Origin of the sequence: Mesorhizobium loti R88b (genome assembly GCF_013170845.1) — a bacterium.
GTDB classification, from domain to species: Bacteria; Pseudomonadota; Alphaproteobacteria; order Rhizobiales; family Rhizobiaceae; genus Mesorhizobium; species Mesorhizobium loti_B.
The window spans coordinates 5,983,847-6,007,429 of sequence record NZ_CP033367.1 but is presented as its reverse complement, the minus strand read 5'-3'; the positions used below and the strand labels follow the sequence as shown (position 1 = coordinate 6,007,429).

At 62.6% G+C, this 23,583-nt stretch carries 17 protein-coding genes; 10 read left to right on the top strand and 7 right to left on the bottom strand.

Translation table 11 applies throughout. The annotated features are described in order from the left end of the window. Positions 1-9: 9 nt before the first annotated feature. The 8 genes from EB235_RS29365 (at position 10) to EB235_RS29330 (ending at position 12,984) form a co-directional block, all read left to right on the top strand. On the top strand, positions 10-1,059 hold the full coding sequence (locus EB235_RS29365) for a branched-chain amino acid ABC transporter permease (protein WP_032926915.1): 1,050 nt from the start codon (positions 10-12) through the stop codon (positions 1,057-1,059). Positions 1,060-1,154: 95 nt separating this feature from the next. Continuing rightward, positions 1,155-2,495 (top strand): ABC transporter substrate-binding protein, encoded by a 1,341-nt coding sequence (locus tag EB235_RS29360; RefSeq protein ID WP_027033896.1) that lies wholly within the window; start codon positions 1,155-1,157, stop codon positions 2,493-2,495. Between the two features lie 28 nt (positions 2,496-2,523). Further along, positions 2,524-3,294, top strand: a complete 771-nt coding sequence (locus tag EB235_RS29355; RefSeq protein ID WP_027033897.1) for an ABC transporter ATP-binding protein — start codon at positions 2,524-2,526, stop codon at positions 3,292-3,294. A gap of 48 nt (positions 3,295-3,342) precedes the next feature. Continuing rightward, the gene (locus EB235_RS29350) at positions 3,343-4,572 is read left to right on the top strand and encodes an acyl-CoA dehydrogenase family protein (RefSeq protein ID WP_027033898.1); all 1,230 of its coding nucleotides are present in this window, start codon (positions 3,343-3,345) and stop codon (positions 4,570-4,572) included. A 284-nt stretch (positions 4,573-4,856) separates the two neighbouring features. Continuing rightward, the gene (locus EB235_RS34895) at positions 4,857-5,396 is read left to right on the top strand and encodes a hypothetical protein (protein WP_245268920.1); all 540 of its coding nucleotides are present in this window, start codon (positions 4,857-4,859) and stop codon (positions 5,394-5,396) included. A 67-nt stretch (positions 5,397-5,463) separates the two neighbouring features. Continuing rightward, positions 5,464-6,240 (top strand): SDR family oxidoreductase, encoded by a 777-nt coding sequence (locus EB235_RS29340; protein WP_027033900.1) that lies wholly within the window; start codon positions 5,464-5,466, stop codon positions 6,238-6,240. Between the two features lie 250 nt (positions 6,241-6,490). Then, on the top strand, positions 6,491-9,106 hold the full coding sequence (locus tag EB235_RS29335; protein ID WP_027033901.1) for a hypothetical protein: 2,616 nt from the start codon (positions 6,491-6,493) through the stop codon (positions 9,104-9,106). A 191-nt stretch (positions 9,107-9,297) separates the two neighbouring features. Further along, positions 9,298-12,984, top strand: a complete 3,687-nt coding sequence (locus EB235_RS29330; protein ID WP_167334906.1) for a TIR domain-containing protein — start codon at positions 9,298-9,300, stop codon at positions 12,982-12,984. Between the two features lie 11 nt (positions 12,985-12,995). Here the strand turns inward: EB235_RS29330 and EB235_RS29325 are convergent, their stop codons facing one another. Beyond that, entirely contained in the window at positions 12,996-13,940 is a 945-nt protein-coding gene (locus EB235_RS29325) for a hypothetical protein (protein ID WP_027033903.1), read from the bottom strand. After that, the gene (locus tag EB235_RS29320) at positions 13,937-15,145 is read right to left on the bottom strand and encodes a toll/interleukin-1 receptor domain-containing protein (protein WP_167334907.1); all 1,209 of its coding nucleotides are present in this window, start codon (positions 15,143-15,145) and stop codon (positions 13,937-13,939) included. Before EB235_RS29320 ends, EB235_RS29325 begins: the two co-directional genes overlap by 4 nt. A 215-nt stretch (positions 15,146-15,360) precedes the next feature. On the opposite strand from EB235_RS29320, the gene EB235_RS29315 reads away from it, so the two are divergent. Beyond that, a complete protein-coding gene (locus EB235_RS29315; protein WP_080680968.1) occupies positions 15,361-16,989 on the top strand; it encodes an FAD-dependent monooxygenase in 1,629 nt (542 codons plus the stop codon). A gap of 44 nt (positions 16,990-17,033) precedes the next feature. Beyond that, positions 17,034-17,888: an S-formylglutathione hydrolase gene (fghA, locus tag EB235_RS29310; RefSeq protein ID WP_027033905.1), complete on the top strand. Its 855-nt coding sequence runs from the start codon at positions 17,034-17,036 to the stop codon at positions 17,886-17,888. Positions 17,889-17,923: 35 nt separating this feature from the next. On the opposite strand, the gene EB235_RS29305 is transcribed toward fghA, so the two are convergent. From EB235_RS29305 to EB235_RS29285, 5 genes are read right to left on the bottom strand one after another with little or no spacing between them, the layout of a single operon-like run. Further along, entirely contained in the window at positions 17,924-18,856 is a 933-nt protein-coding gene (locus EB235_RS29305; RefSeq protein ID WP_080681091.1) for a nucleoside hydrolase, read from the bottom strand. 11 nt (positions 18,857-18,867) lie between these two features. Next, a complete protein-coding gene (locus EB235_RS29300) occupies positions 18,868-19,881 on the bottom strand; it encodes a nucleoside hydrolase (protein WP_027033907.1) in 1,014 nt (337 codons plus the stop codon). An 11-nt stretch (positions 19,882-19,892) separates the two neighbouring features. Continuing rightward, positions 19,893-20,879: an ABC transporter permease gene (locus tag EB235_RS29295; protein ID WP_027033908.1), complete on the bottom strand. Its 987-nt coding sequence runs from the start codon at positions 20,877-20,879 to the stop codon at positions 19,893-19,895. Further along, on the bottom strand, positions 20,867-21,907 hold the full coding sequence (locus EB235_RS29290) for an ABC transporter permease (protein WP_080680969.1): 1,041 nt from the start codon (positions 21,905-21,907) through the stop codon (positions 20,867-20,869). Before EB235_RS29290 ends, EB235_RS29295 begins: the two co-directional genes overlap by 13 nt. Further along, complete coding sequence (locus tag EB235_RS29285; RefSeq protein ID WP_027033910.1) at positions 21,907-23,472, bottom strand: ABC transporter ATP-binding protein; 1,566 nt, start codon at positions 23,470-23,472, stop codon at positions 21,907-21,909. Before EB235_RS29285 ends, EB235_RS29290 begins: the two co-directional genes overlap by 1 nt. Between the last annotated feature and the right edge of the window lie 111 nt (positions 23,473-23,583).

The following is a 23,583-nucleotide window of genomic DNA, read 5'->3' as shown; positions in this document are numbered from 1 at the left end:
GTGACCACGCTGCAGGAATCCGCCCCGTCCAAGCCGCTCCGTCGGCCTGCCCTTGGCGTAGGCACCATCGCCGTCGTCGCTGGCCTGGTCGCCGCCTTCGCGGTGCCGGTCCTTGCCGATGATTACTGGCTGAGCTCGATCATCATTCCGACAGTGATCATGGGGCTTGCCGGCATCGGGCTGAACCTTTTGATGGGTTATACGGGGCTGGTGTCGATTGGTTCGGCTGCCTTCATGTCGATCGGCGCCTTCTCGACCTACAATCTGCTGCTGCGCGCGCCGTTCTTGCCGCTGCCGGTCGTCCTGATCCTTGCCGGCCTGATCGCGGCTGCTGCCGGCGTCATCTTCGGGCTGCCGTCGCTGCGCATCAAGGGCTTCTATCTCGGCGCTTCGACGCTGGGCGCCCAGTTCCTGTTCGAATGGCTGTTCACCAATTTCAGCTGGTTTTCGAATGACAGCCAGTCGCTGACCATCTCGGCGCCGCGACTGCAGATCCTCGACTACGACCTCCAGTCGGCCACCGGCCGCTACTATCTGGTGATCGCGACCACGGTGCTGCTGATCGCGCTGGCCTTCGCCATCGTCAAAAGCCGCGTCGGCCGCGAATGGATGGCGATCCGCGACATGGATGTCGCTGCTTCGGTCATCGGCATCCGCGTTGCGCGCCGCAAGCTGCTGTCCTTCGGCATAAGTTCGTTTTTCCTTGGCATCGCCGGCGCGCTCTGGGCCTTCGGATATCTTGGCACCTCGGATGCGCACGCGTTCAATCTCGATAAATCGTTCCAGATCCTGTTCATCGTCATCATCGGCGGCGTCGCAACCATCTTCGGCAATTTTCTCGGTGCCGCCTTCATCGTGCTGACGCCGATCCTGCTCGACCGGCTGTCGCTGATCATCGATCTGTCATTCCTCGGCGATCAGGGCGCGCTGGCAAACCTGCAGCACATCATCTTCGGCACGATCATCATCGTGCTGCTGATCAAGGAACCGGATGGATTGTCGAGCCTGGGAAGGCGCGGCGTCGAAGCCCTTCGCTCGCGAACACGATCATCCAGTTGAACTCAGACAGGCGAAACACCTCGGCGCCGGGTCTTTCGCCTCCTCCCAAGCATCGGTCGTCACTTTCGTCAAACCACTCAAACAAGGGTTGCACAATGTCATTGCTAACCAAGACCATGTCGCTGGCGGCCGCTGCCGCGATGGCCGTCACGCTGCTGGGCAGCGCGTCCTTCGCCGAAGACGGCACCGGCCAACAGCTCTATCCGCTGTTTACCTACCGCACCGGACCCTATGCTCCGTCGTTCATTCCGTTCGGCGCCGGCAACATCGATTATCTGCGCTACATCGACGAGGTCGAGGGCGGCGTCGACGGCGTCAAGATCCTGGTCCAGGAATGCGAGACGGCCTACACGATCGAGCGCGGCATCGAATGCTACGAGCGCTACAAGAACGGCTACAACGGCGCGCTGACGGCGGCAATCTATCCGCATTCGAGCGGTCTCGACGTCGCACTCACCGACAAGGCCCGCATCGACAAGATCCCGATCGTCAGCCCTGGCGGTGGCCAGAACATCGCCACCGACGGTCGCGTCTTTCCCTACCAGTATCCGTTGGTGTTCGACTATTGGAGCGAAGCCCAGATCATCGTCGACTACATCGCCCAGCAGGCGGGCGGCTATGACAAGCTCAAGGGGCTGAAGATCGCGACGCTCTATCACGATAGCGGCTATGGCCGCGACACGATCGAGCCGCTCGGCATCCTCTCCAAGAAATACGGCTTCGAAGACATCCAGATCCCGGTGCCGCATCCCGGCGAACAGCAGCAGACACAGTGGCAGCAGATCCGCCGTGCAAACGCCGACTGGGTCTTCCTGCGCGGCTGGGGCGTCATGACGCCGGTGGCGATCAAGACAGCGGCCCGCGTCGGCTTCCCCGCCAATCGCATCATCGGCGATATCTGGAGCGGTTCGGAAGACGACGCCCGTCCGGCGGGCGCCGCCGCCAACGGTTACCTCGCCGTCTCGGTCTTCCCGCCGGGCACCAACTACGGCATCTTGAAGACGCTGAAGGCTGACATCCTCGACAAGGGCAAGTCCGACCTGAAGGACAATTCGAAGTTCGGCACGGTCTACTACAATTACGGCGTGATCGAAGCCATCACCTTCGTCGAGGCGCTGCGCACCGGCCACAAGAAATTCGGCAACAGGCCGTTGACCGCCGCCGAAGGCCAGTGGGCGCTCGAAAACCTCGACATCGATCAGAAGCGGATCGCCGAGCTTGGCGCGGAAGGCCTCATCAGCCCGCTGAAAACTTCCATCGACAACCACAAGGGCGAAACCATCGCTGCCAAGATCATCCAGTGGAATGGTCAGTCCTGGGACACAAGGACCGATTGGATCAAGGCCGATGCCTCGCTGTTTGCCGACGTCATCAAGGCAAAGGCCGCCGCCTACGCCAAGGAAAAGGGCATCGAGCCCCGCGTTGCAACGAACTGACGCCAACCCGCACGGACAGGATCGACCCATGACCATTGCAGCAAAAAGCTTCCTCGAGATCCAGAATATGGAAGCGCTCTATGGTCAGGCGATCCTGGCGGTGCGCGACGTGTCGCTCAAGGTCGAGCAGGGCAAGATCGTCGCCCTGCTCGGCGCCAATGGCGCGGGCAAGACCACCACGCTGAAGGCGGTTTCCAATCTGCTTGGACCAGAGCGCGGCAAGGTCAGCCGCGGCAGCATCCTGTGGCAGGGTGAGCCGGTCAGCGGTCTCTCTGCGTCTCGGCTCGTCGCCAAAGGTGTCGTGCAGGTGCTGGAGGGCCGTCATTGCTTTGCGCAATTGACGGTCGAAGAAAACATCCTCTCCGGTGGCTTCGTGCGCAAGCCGGGCAGGGCAGATCTGCAGCGCGACATCGAACGGATCTACACATGGTTTCCGCGCCTCAAGGAAAAGCGCAAGGTGAAAGCCGGCCTGACCTCCGGCGGGGAACAGCAGATGGTGGCCATCGGCCGCGCGCTGATGACCAGGCCCAGCCTTGTGCTGCTGGACGAGCCGTCCATGGGTCTCGCGCCGATCATCGTGCAGGAAATCTTCGAGATCATCCGCATTCTGAACCGTGAGCAGGGCGTCAGCTTCCTGCTTGCCGAGCAGAACGCCAATCTCGCGCTTCGCTATGCCGACTACGGCTACATCCTCGAAAATGGTCGCGTTGTTCTGTCGGGAACGGCAGAGGAACTGCGAGCCCGTGAGGATGTCCAGGACTTCTACCTGGGCGGTGCCAATGTCGCCAAACCACACTGACCGCCTCACCCGCGCCGGGTTGGACGGCTAATCTCAGGACAATGCAAAATGACACAGATCGATACCGCCTGGGGCGCGGGCCCCAGCGCACGCTATGAGACACTGGCAGAACGGTTCCGGCCGATATTTGCACAGATCGCCGCTGGTGCGGTCGAGCGGGAGCTTGGCCGCGAACTGCCGGCAGAAGAGATTGCGAAGTTGAAGCAGGCGGGCCTGGGGGCGCTGCGCTTGTCTGAAGCCGAAGGCGGCCTTGGCGCGACGCTGCCTGAACTGGCCAACATCCTGATCGAGCTGTCGGCGGCAGACTCCAATATCACCCAGGCGCTGCGCGGCCATTTTGGCTTTGTCGAGGATGTCGTCAACAAGACATCAGGCGAGAGCCGCAAGCGCTGGGCGCAGCGCATCGCCCGCGGCGAGATTGCCGGCAATGCCTGGACCGAGATCGGCGATGCCAAACAGGACGTCTTCTCGACGCGCATCTCGAACAAGGATGACAGGCTGGTGCTCAACGGCACCAAATACTACACCACCGGCTCGCTGTTCGCCGACTGGATCGATGTCGGCGCGACGGGGCTCGATGGCGAAGGCATCGTGTTGCAGGTGCGCCGCGACGATCCGGGCGTCAATGTCGTCGACGACTGGGACGGCTTTGGCCAGACGCTCACGGCCAGCGGCACCACGATCTTTACCGATGCCACGGTCGACCCCGGCGATGTCGTCGTCGACGACGACAAGTTCCGCTATGGCGCCGCCTTCTACCAGCTGGTGCATCTTGCCACGCTCGCTGGTATCGGTCGGGCGATAGCCAACGAGACCGCCGCCGCTGTTGCCGCGCGCAATCGCTCCTACTCCAATGCCGCCGGCCCGCGCTCAAGCCAGGATCCGCAGGTGCTTCAGGTCGTCGGCCGTATTCGCAGCAACGCCTATGCGGCTGGCGCCATTGTCTTGCAGGTCGCGCAAGCCATCGAACGCGCCTATCAAGCACATTTTTCCGGCGATGCCGAGGCCGAGGAAAAGGCGAACGCCGTCGCCGAACTCGAGACATCGCAAGCGGTGACGGTCGTCACGAACCTGGTTCTTGAAGCGTCGACGATTATTTTCGATGCGCTGGGCGCGTCCTCGACCAGAAAGCCGATCGGCCTCGATCGCCATTGGCGCAACGCCCGCACCCTGTCTTCGCACAACCCGCGCATCTACAAGGATCGCATCGTAGGCGACTACGCAGTCAACGGCACATCACCACCCTATCAGTGGCGGATCGGGCGCAGCCCGGTATAAGCCAATGCATGTCGCCCAAAAGTGGCCCCAGGATAACGACATGCATGAAAGCAAGGACCTGAAGCATGTCGCATGGATTCGCTCAGACACCACGCGCTCCAGCAGGTCATTTGTAGCGGCACCTGGAGGTGGTTCTCGCTTGTCATTACGAGTGTGACAAAGCACAGGTGGGGATGAGTTGGCGGACGGACCAACCGGCTGAACGATCTGAAACGCACCCGGGCACGGATTAAAAGCGCTATACATATGGCATCGGACGGTATCGTAGAATGGAGTGCAATGGTTTGCGCCCGACCGACAGTTTTGATGTGGAGAATTCGATGCGGAACATGATGCTGGGCTTCGCGGCAATTGCCTTGGTCGCGTGCCAATCGGCACCCGCGGGACCGCCACCCGCCGAACCTGCGTCGGATCCCGCTACCGTCCCTCCTCAACCTGGCTTGGTTCCCGCCGCCGTTGCTCCTGGTTCGGCAATCATGGATCAATCCGTGACCATCACTCCCCCCGCACCGCGTGTTCCAAAGAAATACGCGGCCTTTTCGGGCGTGTGGGCTGGGCGATTGCAGGGGACGTATGACGCGGAAGTCGCCGTGCAGACGATTTCTGCGAACGGCAATGTGACGGTCACCGTCGCGTGGGGGAAGCTGGGCGACAACAATCCGGGAGAGGCCGCCGGCACGGGAAGGATTTCAGGGACGACGTTGAAGCTCGCGCGCCTGCCGAATGGCGCGGACATCAGTTTTACGATGCTGTCCGAGCGGACCTTGGCCGGAACCTACACGCTTGCCGGTCAGGTCTATACGGGCGACTTCATCAAGCAATGAGCAAAGAAGCCGATCACGGCGCCAGGATTGATAGGGTCCGGGCCGTATCTGTCAGGAAGGACTACCCATGGACCTCGGCCTTGAAGGCAAGATCGCACTGGTGTCGGGCGGCTCCAAAGGCATAGGGCTTGCTTGCGCAAAGTTGCTCGCGGCCGAAGGCGCAAGGGTCATCATCTGCTCCCGGTCGCAATCCAACATCGATGCCGCCCTTTCGGTGCTTCCCGGTGCGGTTGGGATCGCGGTCGATCTGAGATCGGGCGATGACGCGAAAGAGGCTGTGGAGAAGGTTTTGCGGGACATCGGTCCGATCGACATCCTTGTCAACAGCGCCGGCGCGGCCAAGCGCACGCCGGTACAGGAGCTCAGCCCGCAAGCCTGGCGGGCCGCGATGGACGACAAATATTTCCCCTACATCAACGTCATCGATCCGGTGGTCAAGACGATGGCTGAGCGCGGCTCCGGCGTGATCGTCAACATCATCGGCAACGGCGGCAAGGTCGCCTCGCCAGTCCATCTTGCCGGAGGCGCCGCCAACGCGGCGCTGATGCTGGCGACGGTCGGTCTGGCGAACGCCTATGCCGGTCGCGGCGTGCGCATCGTCGGGCTCAATCCCGGCCTAACACAGACAGGCCGGGTGAGCGAAGGCATGAAAGCTGTTGCGGCAAGCCAGGGGATCAGCGAGCAGGAAGCCCTGCGCCAGGCGACGGACGCCATACCCATCGGCAGATTGGCCGATCCCGCCGAAATCGCATCGGTCGTCGCCTTCCTCTGTTCGGCGAATGCGAGCTACGTGACCGGTGTCGTCATCAACATGGATGGCGCGTCGGTACCGATCGTGGTGTGACGCGCGGCGTTTTGAGGGCCGGTCACCAGCGCTGGTGCACGTAGGGCTTGATGTCCTGGTGGTAGATCGCCTTCACCTTGGCCATCAACTCAGCGGAAAGCGGCGCAAGTTCCGCCGATTCAACCGCTCCACTTTTCCAAGGCTGAAGGTATCCTCCAGCGCTAGATAGGCAGCGCCGAAAAGCGCGCTAACTCTGTCTATGCTTGCAGATTTGCAGTATTGCAGTGTTTGAATTTCGAAGGGGGCTTCGATGGTCAAAGCACGCAATACCGCCAGCACTTGGCGGGAAGTTCTCCAGCAGCCTGGTGAAAGCGTCTTCGGCGCTGACTTTATCGAGGCTTATGGGGATCGATCCTGGGAGCCGGTGGATGCCGATAGCGCTGCCGCCCATTCGTTGCATGTGGAGCTCATCTCCCGCATTGCCACGCAGGCTCTGGGTTACAGCGACGGTGTCGAGGACCGCGCGCTGACGAGTGTCTTCGAATTGTTCGGCCGGGCGCGGGCGATAACAGAGAAGAATCCGGGTTGCGTGACGTTCGAGACCGTCATCTGGTACGTCCTGAATTCTCGTGTGCGCCCGTTCACCGCCAAGTGGCATCCCAAGAGCGTCGCCGGCGCGCTCAGGGCGTTGGACAGCAGCGATGAGTTCAGGGCAGGTCTCGTTGGCGTTCAGGCTGCACTGGTGGAACTGGACAAGGTCCTTCAACTGATCAGGACCCAGCCTGGTTACGTGGTCGATCAGCAAGGGCGGCCGGGCCAGGATGCAATCGACAATGAGATGGCGACGCCGGTCAACTGGCGTCCCATGGGAACGAACGTCGCTGGCGACGTCCTGGCCGGGTTTTCGGCACTTGAAAGAAGCGCCGTCGAGCAGCGACGCACGCGATACAATCTCGATCCCGAGAGGGGCTGGGCAGCGGGCCTGGCGCTGTCGGGTGGCGGCATCAGAAGCGCCACCTTCTCGATGGGGGTCATGGTATCGCTGGCAAAGCGGAATCTCCTGCCTCAGTTCGACTACCTGTCCAGCGTCTCGGGCGGCGGTTATGCGGCGTCTTTCCTGACCCAGCTTCTCGGCGCAACGAATGTCCCGCCCAAATTCAGTCTCTTGGGTACTGATCTGCCATTCACGCGCGACGAGGGCGAGTCGCTGATGCTGCGGCGGATCCGGCACGGGGCGAGCTATCTTTCCGGGTCTTTCGTGGAGCGCCTGGCCGTTGCGATGGCGCAGGCGCAAGGTGTTTTCATCAATATGCTCGTTCTCGGCTTGATTGCCGCTTTCTTTGGCTATGCGGACTTCATGCTCGGACAGCGCATACCCCGCGACACGGCGCGTCAGGCCGCATTGTGGTCGCCTGTCTTGTTGGCTGTAATCTTCCTCGCCATTCCTCTGATCCAGAAAATACGCGGCCCGTCGCCCCGCGCACAGACTTGGATGGCCCTGCTTGGAATCGTCTTCCTGCTGCCGATCCTGTGGGTAATCCTGGGCGCCGCCCATTCCGGATGGCGGCCGCTTGTCGACTGGGTGTCGTCTCTCCGAACGCTTCTGCCCGATCAGACTCCGGACGTGAGCACGATCTCGACGTGGCTGACCGTGCTGGGATCTCTATCCGCGGGTGCCGGTGCCCTCTTGACCATTTTCAGCAAGGGTCGGCCGGTTCTGCTGACCGTCTTCATGGCTCTGTTTTTCGTCTCGCTGGAAGTCTTGTCCGTCGATTTCTACATGACGCTCGATACGCAGGCTGTTTTCGTCTTCGTGGGCATAATTGTCGTTGCGGCATATCTTTGGTTCGTCCTCGACGTCAATGTCATATCGCTGCATGGATACTACAGGGGCAAGCTCGCGGCTTCGTTCCTGATCGACCCGTCGCGTGAAGTGGCGGTGCCAATTCGCTTGAGTGATTTCGATCCAGCCAGCGCTCTTTTCCCGATCGTCAATTGCGCTCTCAATGTTCCAGGCTCCAAGCGGGCTGTGATGAGGGGCCGGCTGTCGGACCTGTTTTCCTTCACGCCAGTCGCCACCGGGGCGCCGGTGCTTGGATACAACTCGACCAGGGACTGGGAAAAAGCCAACCCGAACCTCGACCTCGCGACAGCAATGGCGCTTTCGGGGGCTGCCGTATCGCCGCAGATGGGGCTTGGCACCACGCGCTATGCAAGCTTTTGGTTGACGTTGCTGAACCTGCGGCTGGGGCTGTGGTTGCGCAAGCCAGGCAGCAAGGCAAGCGGCCCCGGCGTCAGGCATCTCCTGCAGGAACTGACAGCGACGGCGAATGAGCGCGGGGCGTTCGTCAATGTTTCCGACGGCGGCCACATCGAGAACCTGGGAGTCTACGAGTTGCTACGGCGCCGTTGCCGCTACATCGTTGCCGTCGATGGCGAGAGCGACCCGAAGATGACCTTCCACGCCCTGACCAATCTGCAAAGGTTGGCTTATATCGATTTCGGCATCGTGCTGGAATTGAACCTCGACGATCTGCGGTTGGGGCAAACGGGATACAGCCGATCCCACTTCCAGTTCTGCCGCATCATCTACCCGGCGGGACACCAGGATTCGAAGGAAGAGATTGGCTACCTCATTTACCTCAAGCTTTCGCTGACCGGCAACGAGGGAGAGTTCCTGCGCCGCTACAAGCTCGATGAGCCAGCCTTCCCGCACCAGTCGACGGCCGACCAGTTCTTCTCGGAATCGCAATTCGAGGCGTACAGGGCGCTTGGAGAGCACGTCGGCGAAAAGTTGTTCCTTCCGGCAATCACGGGTCCGCTCGGACGCGATGTCGACCTTGAGGACTGGTTCAACCGGATCGGACGGAGCCTGCTCGATCCACGAGCCGCCGCGACCGGCGATGGACCTGCGGCGGCACTTTGAGGGAAGTGGCATTTTGGGTGAGGGTGAAGGAGGATGGGAAATGAGCGATTTCAGCCACTCTGCGCGCACATTGACCTAAGATGGCCGTTTCAATCGAACCGCTGGATTCTTCGTCACCGGAGCGCTTGAAAAAGCCGGGGTTTCTCCGGCGCGTTCGGGTCTGGTTCGCGGCGCAGGCCGGGCGCCGGCGTATGCGCATGCCGCCTTCCGGCAGATATTTCGCCTTCATCAGTTACCGTCAGGCGGCTCCCGACAAGGTCGAGGCGGCGTGGCTGCAAAGCGCGCTCGAAACCTACGACATCCCCTCTCGCCTGGCGATGCGGCTGCAGCGGAAGCCTCGCCTGGGCAAGATATTCCGCGACAGCGAGGAACTGGCGGCGACCTCAGACCTTTGGGGCCATATCGTCGAGGCGCTCGAAAACAGCGAGAACCTTATCGTGCTGTGCTCGCCTCGTGCGGTGCAGTCAAAATGGGTCAATGACGAGATCGAGGAATTCATCCGCCTTGGTCGCCAAGACAAGATCTATGCGGTGTTGGTCGAAGGTGAGCCGGCGCAGGCGTTCCCACCGGCATTGCTCGGCATCAGCAAGGTCGCCAGGCAAGATGTCGGTCTCGCCATCGACAGGCCGGACGAACCGCTGGCCGCCGACTTGCGTCCCGATCCCGATATACGTCAGGGCGCGCAGCGGCGTACCGCGCTGCTCAGGCTCGTCGCGGGTATGCTCGGCATCGGCTTCGATGATTTGCGCAACCGCGACCAGGAACGGCGTGCCCGCCAACTCGTTGTGCTTGCCATCGGCTCCATGGTTGCGCTTGCGGTTGTGTCCGGCCTGGGAATATGGGCTGAATTCAACCGCGAGGCCGCCGTTCGCGAACGAACCGCGGCGGTGGCCAGCCAGGCACTGTCCCTGGTGCGGCTGGGCGATGATGCCTGGGGCCAGCACCGGGTGCTCGACGCCGAGGCCGACTACGCCTCTTCGCTTGCCGTCAAGGACGATCCGATCATCCGCGAAAAGATCCTGCGGGTCCGCGCTCGCGGTATCCGCCAGCTCTGGGAAGCTCCGAACCGCATTGGCGGCAACGCACTGGTGTTGAGCCGGGACGGCACGAACGTCATCGCGGCACATGAGGATCAGGTGATCCGCGTCTGGAGCGTTGCCGGTGGCTCGTCCCGCCCCATGCTGGTGCGGCACCCCGCTGCAATCACGTCCCTCGCGCTCTCGCCAAACGGCAAGACCTTGGCCAGCGGCGGGAAGAATGGCGACGTGCTGGTCTTCAACCTCGCCGATGGAGCGTTGCTGGAGCGTTACGCTCCCACCACCGCATCGGTCATCGCGTTGGGTTTCGATTCGCTGGGCGATGTTTGGGGTCTGAGCGAAGACAATGTGCTTTCACGCAGGAAGACCGACGGCGCGCTGGTGAAGCTGACCATTCCGGGCGCCAAGATCGGCGCCGCGATCATACGGCCCGACAGTCCGGAAATCATCGTCGGTGACAACAAGGGGTTTGTGCGCGTCATCGATCCCGGTACGGGCGCCGACATCAGCGCCTTCAAGGCCGATCCGCTGGCGATCGAAGCCTTGGCCCTTGATGCATCCGGCAAGCGGCTTGCCGAATGGGGCTCGAACGACCGCTATGTCGGCACGCCCGTGCCTTGCATGTGCGTTCGCATTTGGCCCCTGGATGATCCCTCTACCCCACAAGAGCTTGCTGAGAGCCCCGGCTATCCCACGGCCAACGGCCTGGCGTTTTCGGCCGATGGCACCACCGTGGCGATGGCGACGCTCAGTGGCCTCGAAGTCTGGAACACCACGACCGGCAAACTGGAGAAGACCGGCGATCGCGCCTCAAGCAACGCGGAATATGCGCTCGCATTTTCAGCCGACGGCAAGCAAATCTTCGCCATCGGCGGCTACCTCGGGCGCTATTCCGTCGCGCCGCTGGCGCCCGTCGACTGGCTCAAGGGGCATGCCGGCGCCGTGGAGGGCCTTGCCTTCTCGCCTGATGGCAAGACGCTGGTCAGCGCCGGTCTTGAGGGGGGCATCAGGTTCCATGACCCGGCGACGGGCAGTGAGCGGCGCGTGCTTGATGGCGATCCCAAGGGTCTGCTGAGCATCGGCTTCGATGCACCGGGCCGCTATCTCTTGGGCTGCACCACTGGCGGCGCAGCGAAGCTCTGGGACATCGAGGCGCCGGACGGTGCGCCATCGGCCATCTCTACGGGCCGATCCTTTGCCAAGCAATGCGCCAGCTTCGAGCCCGTGACCGGTCGGGTTGCCGTGCTGCGCGGCAATGATGTCGGCTTTGTCTCGCCGGCGGGCGAGCTGGAGGATGGCACGGCGATAAAAGACGTCAGTCCGGCGGGTCTGATCTATTCGCCCGACGGGTCGAAGCTTGCGGTCGTCAATACATCGAACAAGATCACCTTCTATGCGATGACCTATTACGGGCAGCCCGAGCCGGTACCGCTGGCGCCCGGCTTCGATCGTACCCCGACACTGGCTTTCAGCCCCAGCGGTCGGCTTTTCGCGGCGGCCGGCAATCAGCTGCTGCTCATCTGGCAAGCTGACAATCCTGGCCAGCCGGTGCACGAGGTCAATCTGGCCTCTGAGGTACACGATATCGCCTTCAGCCCGGATGGACAGCTTATCGCCGCCGCCATGTATGGCGAGGTCGCGATCATTGACGCCATTTCCGGGGTGATCGTCGCCAGGTTCAACCCCTATCAGGTCTACCAGAGCCACATCGACAGAGTTGCTTTCGATCCAGGCGGCACCCGCCTTGTCGTTGGCACGGATCAGGGCACGATCCATGCCTACAGCATCGGTGACGCTGTGGAAACGCGAACCATCCGGCCCCCTGATCGGATGCCGGGCGATTATTCCTTCACCCCGGCCATTGCATTCTCACCGAAGGCGCCGATAGCTGCCATCAATGGCTATGATCAGAGTATCCGGCTCTACGATCTCGCGACCGGCAGCGTTACCGACACGATCCCGGGAACTTTCGGGCGGGCGCATGGCCTCGCTTTTTCACCCGACGGACGCCAGCTCATAGCGGGTTCGCAGATAGGCATGATCCGCATTGTCGACCTTGACGGTCATGCCGAGCGAGACATCACCGTCGGCAAGCCAGATCAGCCCGTGCATGTGGTGACGCCTTCCTCCGATCCTGCCCGCCTCGCCTTCGCCACCGACGAATCGGGCAAAGAGGACGCGGATTCCAACACAATCGTAGTCTGGAACACCACTACCGGCAAATCGGAGGCTGTGCTGAACGGGCATGGGCGATCCGTGTTGTCGATGGCTTTCGATCCGACAGCGCGCATTCTCGCTTCCGCCTCCTATGATACGACAGCGCGGCTTTGGGACCTGGCAAATCCGGGCCAATACAAGGAACTTGTCGGCCACGGCGGGTCGGTAACCTCGATCGCCTTCAGCCCGGATGGCAAACGGGTCGCCACGGCAGCGCGTGACGGTTTTGTGCGCGTCTTCGATATCGGCACGGCGAGCCAGATCGCCACTCTTTTGGCCGCGACCGGCAGCGACTATGTCGAGGCGGTGTCGTTTTCACCGGCTGGTGATTTGCTGATCGCGTCCGGGCAGGGGGGCACAATCCTCTGGCAGACGGGAAATTGGGCTCCGCTGCTTCACCTCGACGGTCACGACGATCAATGGGTGCAGAGCGCGGCGGTGGATCCCACGGGCACCTGGTTGCTCACCACCTCGCAAGATCCGTATATCCGCGTCTGGAACCTCAAGGCGCTGGCCGATTTCCAGAAGTCGTCACCGGCATCGATCCTGACGGACAGCATTGCACGAGCCGGGGACGCCGAGCTGCTGGGGGCGAGCTCCGACTCGGGCAAAGCGGGACCATAGTTCGATAGGGGTCAGCCTGGCATCGCTGCTGGTTGGCGCATCTTGGCCAGTACGGCGTTCAAGTTGAAAACGATCCTGTGCGGTGTGCCAAGCCCGGCGGCTTCAACGAGATTGGGCCATAATATTTCGGCCTGGCTGTGATGTCTCTGGGCTAGGCCTTCGAGTTCCTCGAAGGATTGCTCATAGTTTCGGCCGTACTTTTGGTAGCGCGTTCTTTCCGCATCCAGCAGCCGCAGGGCGATGGCGATTTCGCGGGCAGCTCCACCAAACGCGCCTAATGGCATGACGATGCCGCCGGCGCGGATCTGTTCGATGGCCTCTTCCAGCAGCCCCGGCTTTTCGCCGGCATACCCGTCGATCTTGCCCGAGAACTGTATCCGCAGCGGACAAGCCGATGCCATTTCACGCCGCATCGCCGTCAGGGCTGGTGCTGGTTCGATCCTGGTTGCGGCAGCATTTTCCAGAAGCGAGAAGAACTGGGATTCTCCCAGTCGCTCACCCTGCCTGGCGGAACGCAGTTCACCATCACGAACAACTATGCCGAGAGCGCCGCCATTTTGAGGGATGGCGGACATATCCGCTGGCGGCATCAAAAAACGCGTCTCCACGACCGGCGCGATCGGTGCGTCGGCTGGGCCCAGTTCCTTGTCGGTCAGATGATTGAGAATGGCCTGGGGGGACATCTCACGCCACGAGGACAGCGCGAAGAAATGGACGACCGCCGCCTGTTGCTCGCCACCGATCTCGCCACGCCCAAAAGCCGCGCCCATATCGGCGAGCAGGGAGCGCGTGAAGCCATCGCGGCGCAGGTCGCCTCCATAACCGACCCGCCAGCCATTGCGCAGCGTCGCGGCGGCAAGCGACGCCAGAAGCCGCCTCAGATGCTGCGGCAGGAAGCCGAACAGCTGCAGGTCCGGCCCGTCGGAGACGGAAATGGCGACAATGTTCTCGCTCATAGAGGCACTCCGAGGTCTGATGGAGCGCAAAACTCCAGATCTCCGCCGATCGCGCGGATCATCTTGTCCTCGGGCCGCGACAGCGGCGGTCCAGGATGAAGAATGACAATCGGATTGGGGGTGTCGATCCGGATGTTGGCGATGTCAACGAGCTCAGGCGGGCGCGGCAGGATCTTGATGTCCTTGCCCGGATATTTTTTCGATGTTGCCTCCTTGAGGCTTGTGACCCGTCTGTTCCAGACCATGATGCGCATTGCTTCGGTCATGATGGCTAGCACCGCGCGGTCCATTTCGGCCTGGGCCGTCTCGTTGGCGGCCGCCGGATCCACCAGCCGCAAGGCAGGCACGTTGCCGCCATAGGGATTTACCCGGGGTTCCGTGTCGCGAAACAGATCGAGCACGATGATCGGCCGCAATAACCGCTTTCCCTCAAGCGTTTCCCACCGGCACCACGGCCGTGACGAATATGCGTCGGAGCGAATGGCGACCACGGCACCGGCACGGATAGCGGCGCTGAAGGCTTTTTCGTAACCCAGGCCCGCCGGCAAATCCTTGGCATCGATGAAAGTATCGACGCCGTAATTGTTGTTGGCGAGATGGTCGCGAATGGCAGTGACGACAGGCATTGCGTCACGCTTGGCATGGCTGAGGAACAGCTGGAATCGGCTGAGCTGTATCTCGTCGATCGGGACCGTGGGGTCCTTTTCGTGCTGTTCCAGACGGCGCAGATAATTGCCGATATGCGCCACCACGGTCAGGACAAGACGGCGCATCCAGCGCGTATCGGATGTGCCGCTTCCCGGAAACAGAGACGTCGGGATTGACTGGATGTCGTCGAAGGGCGGGATCGCACTACGATCGCCGAGCCTCACCGGCAGCACCAGCATGCGGTCGGGATGGTTTTGGCTTTCGGTGCGGATGTCCTGCGCGAAGGATCTCCACTGCTGCGCGAAAGCGGTGATCAGATCGTTCTCGAAAAGCAGCAGGACAATGTTGATCGTATCGTCCCCGGTCATCAGCGGCAGCGGCGCCGACTGCGGATCCATGGGGCTGGCGCCTTCGCACCGGACCCGCACCGGGATGGTCAAGCCGCTTGAGTTCGGCTCGTCCTCAGCCCCCTCGAAATGAGCAGCCAACGCTTCCGCGATGGGCTGTCCTCCCGCAAAATCCCTATGCCAGACGACAGTCAGCCTCAGAACCGACATTTGAGCCCTCGAACGAGAAAATGCGGAGTGCGCCAGTCGCGGTTTTGGCGCCAAGCAGCCGATCGTACCGCTCTCCGGCGCGGCGGTCGATGCGCAATTTGCGAGGCACTGGGATGCCCTGCCGACAACATGACTATGTACTGAGTACATATTCGCGTTGACATTCCGCTGTCGGTGTGAAATTTATGTACTGAGTACATATTGGAATTTGGTATATGAACAATCACATTGATGTCGTGGTGGTTGGAGCCGGACCTGTCGGGCTGCTGACGGCCATCGAACTGACTCTGGCCGGTGCGCGCGTCCTCGTCCTGGAGCGTCTGGCCACGGCAAGCATGGCCAGCAAGGCCATGGGCATCGGACCGCTTGGATGCGAAGCGTTGCAGCGGCGCGGGATGGCTGATTCCATCGCCGTGGCGGAGGCACGCACCTTTGCAGCGATAAAGCAATTCACGCAGCAGACCGGCGGCCCGGATTTGCGTGGTCGAGAGTCGAAATTCACCGGCCATTTCGCTGGACTGTCCCTCATCCGAAAGGACGCGCAGAAGGAGCCGCAACGGCGTGCTCGCCCCGTGGATCAGCAAGCCGTGGAAGCCATGCTGGCCGACCGCGCGCGCTCTCTGGGCATCGAGGTGCGTCGCGAATGCGATGTGACGAACTTCGTCCAACAGGAGGACGCGGTCGATGTGAAATGGGTTTCTCCGGCGGGCGCGAGCCAGATACGCTGCAGCTACCTCGTTGGCTGCGACGGCGGGCGCAGCTCCATCCGCAAGATGGCCGGCTTTGATTTCCCCGGCACGGCGCCGACAATGACGATGTACCAGGCGGTCGCCGAGATCGATCATCCCGAACGCCTGCTGCCCAGTGGCTGGCATCGCACGCCGGGTGGCGTGTTCTCCTACGGACCGTTTCCCGGCCGATTGGTGATGCTGGATTTCAGTGGCCCGCCCGAAGACCGGCAGGCGCCGGTCACACCTGACGAAATCGAAGCCGTCCTGCGCCGTGTCAGCGGAGCGGATGTCCGCGTGAAGGCGCTCGAAAGCGGCAGCCGATGGACTGACAACACACGGCTCGCCGACAGCTATCGCAAAGGCAGGGTGCTGCTTGCCGGTGACGCCGCGCATGTCCATACGCCGTTCGGCGGCCAGGGCCTGGGCCTCGGGCTTGTGGACGCCGCGAATCTCGGCTGGAAGCTTGCCGCCGTTGTCCGCGGCGAAATGCCCGACAGCCTGCTCGACACCTACACGGCCGAGCGGCGGCCCATCGCCGAAGCCGTTCTGGCCAACACGCTTGCCCAGATGGCCATCATGCGGCCCGATCCGCAGGCGGGCGCGATACGCGACATCGTCGCGAAGCTCATGCAGTTCGACGACGTCAACCGGTTCATCGGCGAGATCATGAGCGGGCTTTCCATCCGCTACGATCTCGGCTCGGAGCGCGACGATGTCGGGCGGCTGAGTGGTGACAGGCCGATCCGGCACGGCGGTGCGGACGTCCCGCTCTACGATCTCATGCAGGATGGCATGGGCGTTCTTCTCGACGCGACAAGTGACGGCAAGGCTTCCAGGCTCGTTGCATCCGGCACGCTGAGCATACGTTGCGTCACCATCGACAAGGGGCCTTCGATGCTGATCCGTCCCGATGCCTGCATCGCCTGGTCCGGCGAGGAGACGGACGGATTGCAGGAAGCGCTTGCTCGCTGGTTCAGCCCCGCCCTGGATGGCGGCCGCGATCCGAACAATGATCATTTCTGCCACGGTCCGCCCCACCTTCGGTCGGTGGAGCAGCCTCTGAAACCATGGTCCAATCCATCCGGGTTGCCGTGGTCCCGACCGATGCCGTAGACAGGCGGCCGTGAAGGCGTTTGCAATGGCGGAGAGAAAACAAGATGTCGGACCAGATGAAGACCATCTCCTCCGCCAGATCGCATGGCGGCGTGCAGGGCGTCTATTCCCATCCTTCGGATGTCTGCGCCTGCGACATGACTTTTGCCGTCTTCGTGCCGCCCCAGGCCCGTGAAAAGCCTTGCCCTGTCGTGTGGTACCTCTCAGGCCTTACCTGCACCCATGCCAATGTCATGGACAAGGGCGAGTACAGGCGCATGGCCGCCGAACTTGGCCTGATCGTCGTCTGTCCCGACACCAGTCCGCGTGGCGCCGATATTCCCGACGAGAAGGACAATTGGCAGTTCGGCAGCGGCGCCGGCTTCTACCTCGATGCGACGCAGGAGCCTTACGCCAGGAATTATCGCATGTATTCCTACGTCACCGAGGAATTGCCGGTCCTGATAGCGCGCGAGTTTCCGGCCGACATGACGCGCCAGGCGATCCTTGGCCACTCGATGGGCGGGCATGGCGCGCTGACGATCGCGCTCAAGAATCCCGAGCGCTTCAAAAGCTGCTCGGCCTTCGCGCCGATCGTGCAGCCGAGCACCGCCGGCTGGTCGCGGCCGGCCTTCGAAAAATATCTCGGCGCGGACGAGACATCATGGCGGGGCTACGATGCCACCTTGCTCATCGAGGATGGTCACCGTTTCCCTGAGCTTTTCGTCGACCAGGGGACGGCGGACGGATTTCTCAACGACGGGCTGAGGCCCTGGCTTCTGGAAGCGGCCTGCGCCAAGGCCGGCATTCCACTGACGCTGCGCATGCAGGACGGCTACGATCACTCGTATTTCTTCATTTCGACATTCATGGACGACCACCTGCGATGGCATGCCCAGAGACTGTCTGACGGCGCCTAGATTTCCGCTCTCTTGGTCACGGCTGCTTGCGGTTCTCAATCCCGCAACAGGTCGAACATCAGCTTGAAGAAACGGTCCGCGTCGACCTCATGGGCGATGCGGGCATTGTCCTTTTCGCCGCGCTCGCTCCAGAAATCGGCAACCGTCGCGCCAAAGGCATAGGTGCCGGACAAATCGACACCGATATGGGCCGGGCGCGTGCGCACCAATGTCGGATCGATGGCCAGCGCTAGCGCCAGCGGATCGTGCATGGCGCCACCGACGCCCATCGAGTTGCGGTGCAGCTTCTCGTAGAACAGCAGCCAGTCATTGACGAGCTTGCCGAGCGGCGTGTCGATGGTGGCGAGTTCGGCATATTGCGGCGCCTCGATCAGCACCTGCATGGTGACGTCGAGCCCGACCATCAGGATCGGCACGCCGCTGTCCAGCACGATCTTCAGCGCTTCCGGGTCGCAGAAGGCATTGAACTCCGTCGGCGTGATGATCTCGCTCTTGCGGTAGAACACGCCGCCCATCCAGATCAGTTCCTTGATCTTGGGCAGCACGTCGCGGTGCTTGAGGATCATGAGGCCGATATTGGTCAGCGGGCCGGTGGCGACGACCAGGATCGGTTCGGGTGCGGCGCGTAGCTGGTCGGCCAGGAAATCAACCGCGTGCTGGTCGACCGGCTTGATCGTCGCCTGCGGCAGATAAGGCGAGCCCTCGAGGCCGCTTGGGCCATCGGCGGTGCCAAGCACCAGCGGCCGCGCCAGCGGACGGTGGCAGCCTTGAGCGACTGGCACGTCGCCGGCACCGATATATTCGAGGATGCGCAGCGCATTGGCCGTCGTCTTCTCAACCTCGGCATTGCCGCAGGTGGTGGTGACGCCGAGCAGCTTTATTGCCGGCGAACGATGCGCCATGACCAGCGCAATGGCGTCGTCGTGGCCGGGGTCGCAGTCGAACAGGATGGGAGTCGCAATGGTCATTTTGTCGGTCCTCACGCGGCTTGTTCGTAGCGCGCGATGGTTTGCTTGAAGATGTTCAGGAAGCGGCGCCCGTCGAGATCGGTGCAGATGCGCGTGGTCTTCGGTCCGCCGCCGGGCAGGAGCTGCCGGCCGCGATGGGCGACCGTCTGTCCGCGCGCGATGCGTCCGTCGAGCACGACATCGACGAAGAGCGGCTCGGTCATCGTGGCAAGGCCGGGGTCGAAGGCCAGCGCCACGGTGATCACGTCGTCCATCGGGAAGCCAACCAGGTCGAAGAACTCGCGCCAGATGTCGACGTAGATCGGAAAACTGTCAGCGATCATCTCGAAGACCGGGTTCTTCTTGGTGACTGCCTGCATGTCGGCGATGTCGTCGCGCGTCAGCATCGAGGCGGCGACGCGGTTGTCCTCGCAGATATCGAGCGGCACCAGGATCTTGTCGACATCGGCGTTGAGCACGATGCGCGACGCCTCCGGATCGGCCCAGATGTTGTATTCCGACAGCGGCGTCATGTTGCCGGGCGTCTGGAAGTTGCCGCCAAGCACCAGCAGCCGCTTGAGCGCGCCGGTCAGGCGGGGTTCCTGCAGCAGCGCCATCGCCGCATTGGTCAACGGCCCCGTAGTCACCAGCGTGATCTCGCCGGGGTTGGCCATGACTGTATTGATGATGAAATCGACCGCATGTCCCTGCGTTGCCGGGCGTGACGGCGGCGGCGCCGGCGGATTGAATTTCTTGAGCCGGTCACCGAAACGGGCGATCAGCCGCTTCTCGAAATGCACCGGCGCCTCCATGTCGGCCTTGGAATTGCCAACGATCGGCCGCCAGGCGCCGGCGTGGACCGGGATATCGTCGCGGCCGGCCAGCGTCAGCGTGTTGAGGACGACATTGGTGACCTGTTCGATCGGGCCGGCCGCGCCGGTGACGGTGGTGACGCCTTCGAGCCGGACATTCGGGTTCGCCGCGGCAAACAGCACGGCCAGAATGTCGTCGCCGGCAGAATCCACGTCGAGGATTATGCGTTCCATTGAGAGTTCCTTCATTGCGGATTTTTGTCGGCCGGGGAGCTGTTCCTGTCCACCGACAGGAGTTTCTGCATCGACGCCAGCGTCTCCTTGATGATTTTTGGCCGAGCCCGGTAGGACAGCGCGAACAACGCCGTCAACGCGACCACGTAAGGCACAGTGAGCACCAGATAGGACGGGAAACCGAATGTCTGCAGGCGCAGCGAGAAGGCATCGGCAAAGCCGAACAGCAGGCAGCCGGCCAGCACCTTCAGGGGGTCGCCATTGGAGAAGATCAGGATCGCCACTGCCATGAAGCCACGGCCCGAGGACATGTTCTCGGTGAACATGGTTATGTAGCCGAGCGACAGATGCGCGCCGGCGAGGCCGGCCAGCAATCCGCACAGCAGCGAGGCGATGTAGCGGACACGGGTGATCGAGATGCCGAGCGCCTCGGCGGCTTCGGGTTTTTCGCCGACGACGCGGATATAGAGCCCGAGCCGGGTGCGGTTGTAGAACAGCACCAGCAGCGGCACCGCGATGAAGGAGACATAGACGATCGGCGTGAAGCCCGAGATCAACGGCGCCCACGAACCGAGCAGCGCCTGGGCGCCGGGTATCTGTACCTTAGGCAAGCCAACGATGCCGTGACCGACGATCGATCCGCGCGTGCCGAAAATCGCTTTCATCAGCGAGATCGTCATGCCCCCGGCAAGGATGTTGAGCGCCAGCCCGACGACCACTTCATTGGCCCGGAACGTCACCACCAGCACGGCAAAGGCAAGTGCGAAGACAAGTGCGGCGGCGACGCCGCAGGCGACGCCTGCGAATGCCGAACCTGTCCAGATCGAGCCGATGACGGCGAAGAAAGCGCCGACAAGCATTTGGCCTTCGAGGCCGATGTTGAAGATGCCGGCCTTGGTGGTGAACGACCCGCCAAGCGCGACCAGCAGAATTGGCGCGGTGGTGCGGAGCGTCGCGGCGATCAGCGCGACGTTGATGAGCTTGTCTAGAATTTCCATCGCCGCTCTCCCGCCTGGCTGTCGCCACGGCGCCTGATCAGAACCTGCGCCGAAACGCTGAGGATGATCAGTGCCTGGATCACGGTGATGATTTCGCGCGACGCGCTGGTATCAACCTCGAGCAGCAGCGACCCGCTGCGAAGCGCACCGAAGAACAACGCCGTGACGATGGTGGCGACCGGCGAGCCATTGGCGAGCAGGGCGGCGATCAGCCCGTCGAAGCCGAAGCCGGGAGCAAAGCCCTCCATGAACCGATGATGCACGCCAAGCGTCTCGACACCGCCGGCGAGGCCCCCGACGGCGCCTGAAAGCAGCAGCACCACAAAGCCCTGCCGTTTCACATTGATGCCGCCATATTCGGCGAATTTCGGCGCCGAACCGACCATCGTCACGCCATAACCCCAACTGGTGTAGCGGAAGACCAGCGCGACGCCGACGGCGAGCAGCAAGCCGATCGCCAGCCCCCAATTCAGCCGCGAGAAGGAAAAGATCTCCGGCAGATAGGCTGTCGCCAGGATCGGCGGTGTCTCCGACCAGCCGCCGGGCCGCTTGAACAGGAAGATGGTGAAATAGGAGGTGAGCAGCACGGCGATGTAGTTCGACAGGATCGTCGAGACGACTTCGTTGGTGTTATAGCGGGCGCGGAAAAAAGCGGGGATGGCGACCCAGGCCGCGCCTGCGACGACCGCCAGCGCCAGCGCCGCCAGCGTATGGATGCCCGCGGGCAGGGAAAAGGTGAAGCCGACCCAGGCGGCGGCAAATCCGCCGAGGAACAGCTGCCCCTCGATGCCGACATTGAACATGCCGCCGCGCAGGCCGATGCAAGCGGCGACGCCGCAGATCAGGATCGGCGTCGTCTGCAGCAGGGTGCCGGCAATTTTTTCCTGGTCGCCAAAGGCGCCGCGCAACAGCGTCATCAAGACACGGAGCGGGCTTTCGCCGACGATGAGGATGATGATCGCCCCCAGCAGCAAGGCCACGCCCACCGCGATGATCTGGCCGGAAAAGGCGCGCAAACGGTCGCTCATCATACGGGCTCCAGCTCAGGCGATACGCCGGCCATCATCATGCCGATGCTGTCTTCGTCAGCGTCGTCGCCGGCGACTTCGCCCATGATCCGGCCGTTGAACATGACCAGGATGCGGTCGGCGAGCGCCGCCAGTTCGTCAAGCTGCACGGAAATCAGCAGGATCGCGCGGCCGGCGGCGCGCTGGCGCATGATCTCGTCATGGATGGCCTCCTGGGCGCCGATGTCGACGCCGCGCGTCGGCTGGTCGATCAGCAGGAAGTCGGCGCTGTTGGTGAATTCCCGCGCCAGCACGACCTTCTGGATGTTGCCGCCGGAAAGCCGTTTCACCGTATCGCTGGCCCCGCGCGCGCGGATATCGAAACGCTTGATCAGCGTGCCGGCATTCTGGCTGATCGCCTTCCAGTCGAGCATGCCGCCGCGGCTCCACGGTGCACGATGCTGGCGGCCCATCAGCGTGTTGGCCGCGATCGACGCATTGCGATCGACCCCGTGCACCATGCGATCGCCAGGGACATGGGCAAGGCCGGCCTCGCGGATCGCGGCGGGGGAGAGTGCGGCGAGATTCTTGCCTTTCAGCCAGGCCTCGCCATGGCTTGCCGGCCGCAGACCCGAAAGCACTTCTGCCAGTTCCGTCTGCCCGTTGCCGGCGACGCCGGCAATCCCCACCACCTCACCGGCACGGACAATAAAGCTGGCGTTGCGAAGCGCTGGCAAGCGGCGATCGTCGCGCGCCCACAAATCCTTGACCTCAAGGATCACATCGCCTTGCAACTCGGCGCGCGGCCGCCGGTCGAAACTGACCTCGCGGCCGACCATCATGCGTACCAACTCATCCTTATTGAGTTCCGATGTGGGGCGGGTCGCAACCTTCTTGCCGTTGCGCAGCACCGTGACCGTGTCGGACACCTCCATCACCTCTTCCAGATGGTGCGAGATGAAGATCACCGTCATGCCCTCGGCGACGAAGCTGCGCAGCGTCTGGAACAGTTCGCGGCTCTCCTGCGGGGTGAGCACCGCGGTCGGCTCGTCGAGGATGATGGTGCGAGCGCCGCGCACCAGAACTTTCAGGATTTCGATGCGCTGCTCGATGCCGACCGAGAGCAGCCCGACGCGCTCGGTCGGATCGACATGCAGTCCGAAGCGCTTCGACAATTCGCTGGTGCGTGCGATCTGCGCGGCATGGTCGATCAGCCCGTGGCGGCGGATTTCCATGCCGAGAAAGACATTGTCGGCGACCGAGAGCGAAGGCACCAGCTTGAAATGCTGGTGCACCATGCCGAGCCCTGCCTTGATGGCGGCGGCCGGGTCGGCCACCACCGTTGCCTCGCCATTCAGCCTGATCGAGCCTTCGTCCGGCTGCAGCAGGCCGAACAGGATGTTCATCAGCGTCGTCTTGCCGGCACCGTTCTCGCCGATGATGGCGTGGATTTCGCCCCGGCGAACGGCAAGGTCGATGTCGTCATTGGCGATGAAAGCGCCAAAACGCTTGGTGATGGCCGTCAACTCGACGGCCATCACGGCAGTGTTGTTGGGGGTCGGGGACCCCGGCGCGTTCGACACGATTGCTCTCGCAGATTGGGGCTCTCGCAGATTGCGAGCTCTCCCAGATTGGACACTGATCCGTCGCGGCGTGCCGCAACGGATCAGTGTAGCGCTTTCTTGGGAGGGATGCGC

Bases quoted from the DNA above. Each gene is read 5' to 3' on its own strand.
- EB235_RS29315 (WP_080680968.1), top strand. From the start codon at position 15,361: ATGAACAATCACATTGATGTCGTGGTGGTTGGAGCCGGACCTGTCGGG.
- EB235_RS29320 (WP_167334907.1), bottom strand. From the start codon at position 15,145: ATGTCGGTTCTGAGGCTGACTGTCGTCTGGCATAGGGATTTTGCGGGA.
- EB235_RS29335 (WP_027033901.1), top strand. From the start codon at position 6,491: ATGGTCAAAGCACGCAATACCGCCAGCACTTGGCGGGAAGTTCTCCAG.
- EB235_RS29340 (WP_027033900.1), top strand. From the start codon at position 5,464: ATGGACCTCGGCCTTGAAGGCAAGATCGCACTGGTGTCGGGCGGCTCC.
- EB235_RS29305 (WP_080681091.1), bottom strand. From the start codon at position 18,856: ATGACCATTGCGACTCCCATCCTGTTCGACTGCGACCCCGGCCACGAC.
- EB235_RS29330 (WP_167334906.1), top strand. From the start codon at position 9,298: ATGCGCATGCCGCCTTCCGGCAGATATTTCGCCTTCATCAGTTACCGT.
- EB235_RS29300 (WP_027033907.1), bottom strand. From the start codon at position 19,881: ATGGAACGCATAATCCTCGACGTGGATTCTGCCGGCGACGACATTCTG.
- EB235_RS29325 (WP_027033903.1), bottom strand. From the start codon at position 13,940: ATGAGCGAGAACATTGTCGCCATTTCCGTCTCCGACGGGCCGGACCTG.
- EB235_RS29350 (WP_027033898.1), top strand. From the start codon at position 3,343: ATGACACAGATCGATACCGCCTGGGGCGCGGGCCCCAGCGCACGCTAT.
- EB235_RS29360 (WP_027033896.1), top strand. From the start codon at position 1,155: ATGTCATTGCTAACCAAGACCATGTCGCTGGCGGCCGCTGCCGCGATG.
- EB235_RS29290 (WP_080680969.1), bottom strand. From the start codon at position 21,907: ATGAGCGACCGTTTGCGCGCCTTTTCCGGCCAGATCATCGCGGTGGGC.
- EB235_RS29295 (WP_027033908.1), bottom strand. From the start codon at position 20,879: ATGGAAATTCTAGACAAGCTCATCAACGTCGCGCTGATCGCCGCGACG.
- fghA (WP_027033905.1), top strand. From the start codon at position 17,034: ATGTCGGACCAGATGAAGACCATCTCCTCCGCCAGATCGCATGGCGGC.
- EB235_RS29355 (WP_027033897.1), top strand. From the start codon at position 2,524: ATGACCATTGCAGCAAAAAGCTTCCTCGAGATCCAGAATATGGAAGCG.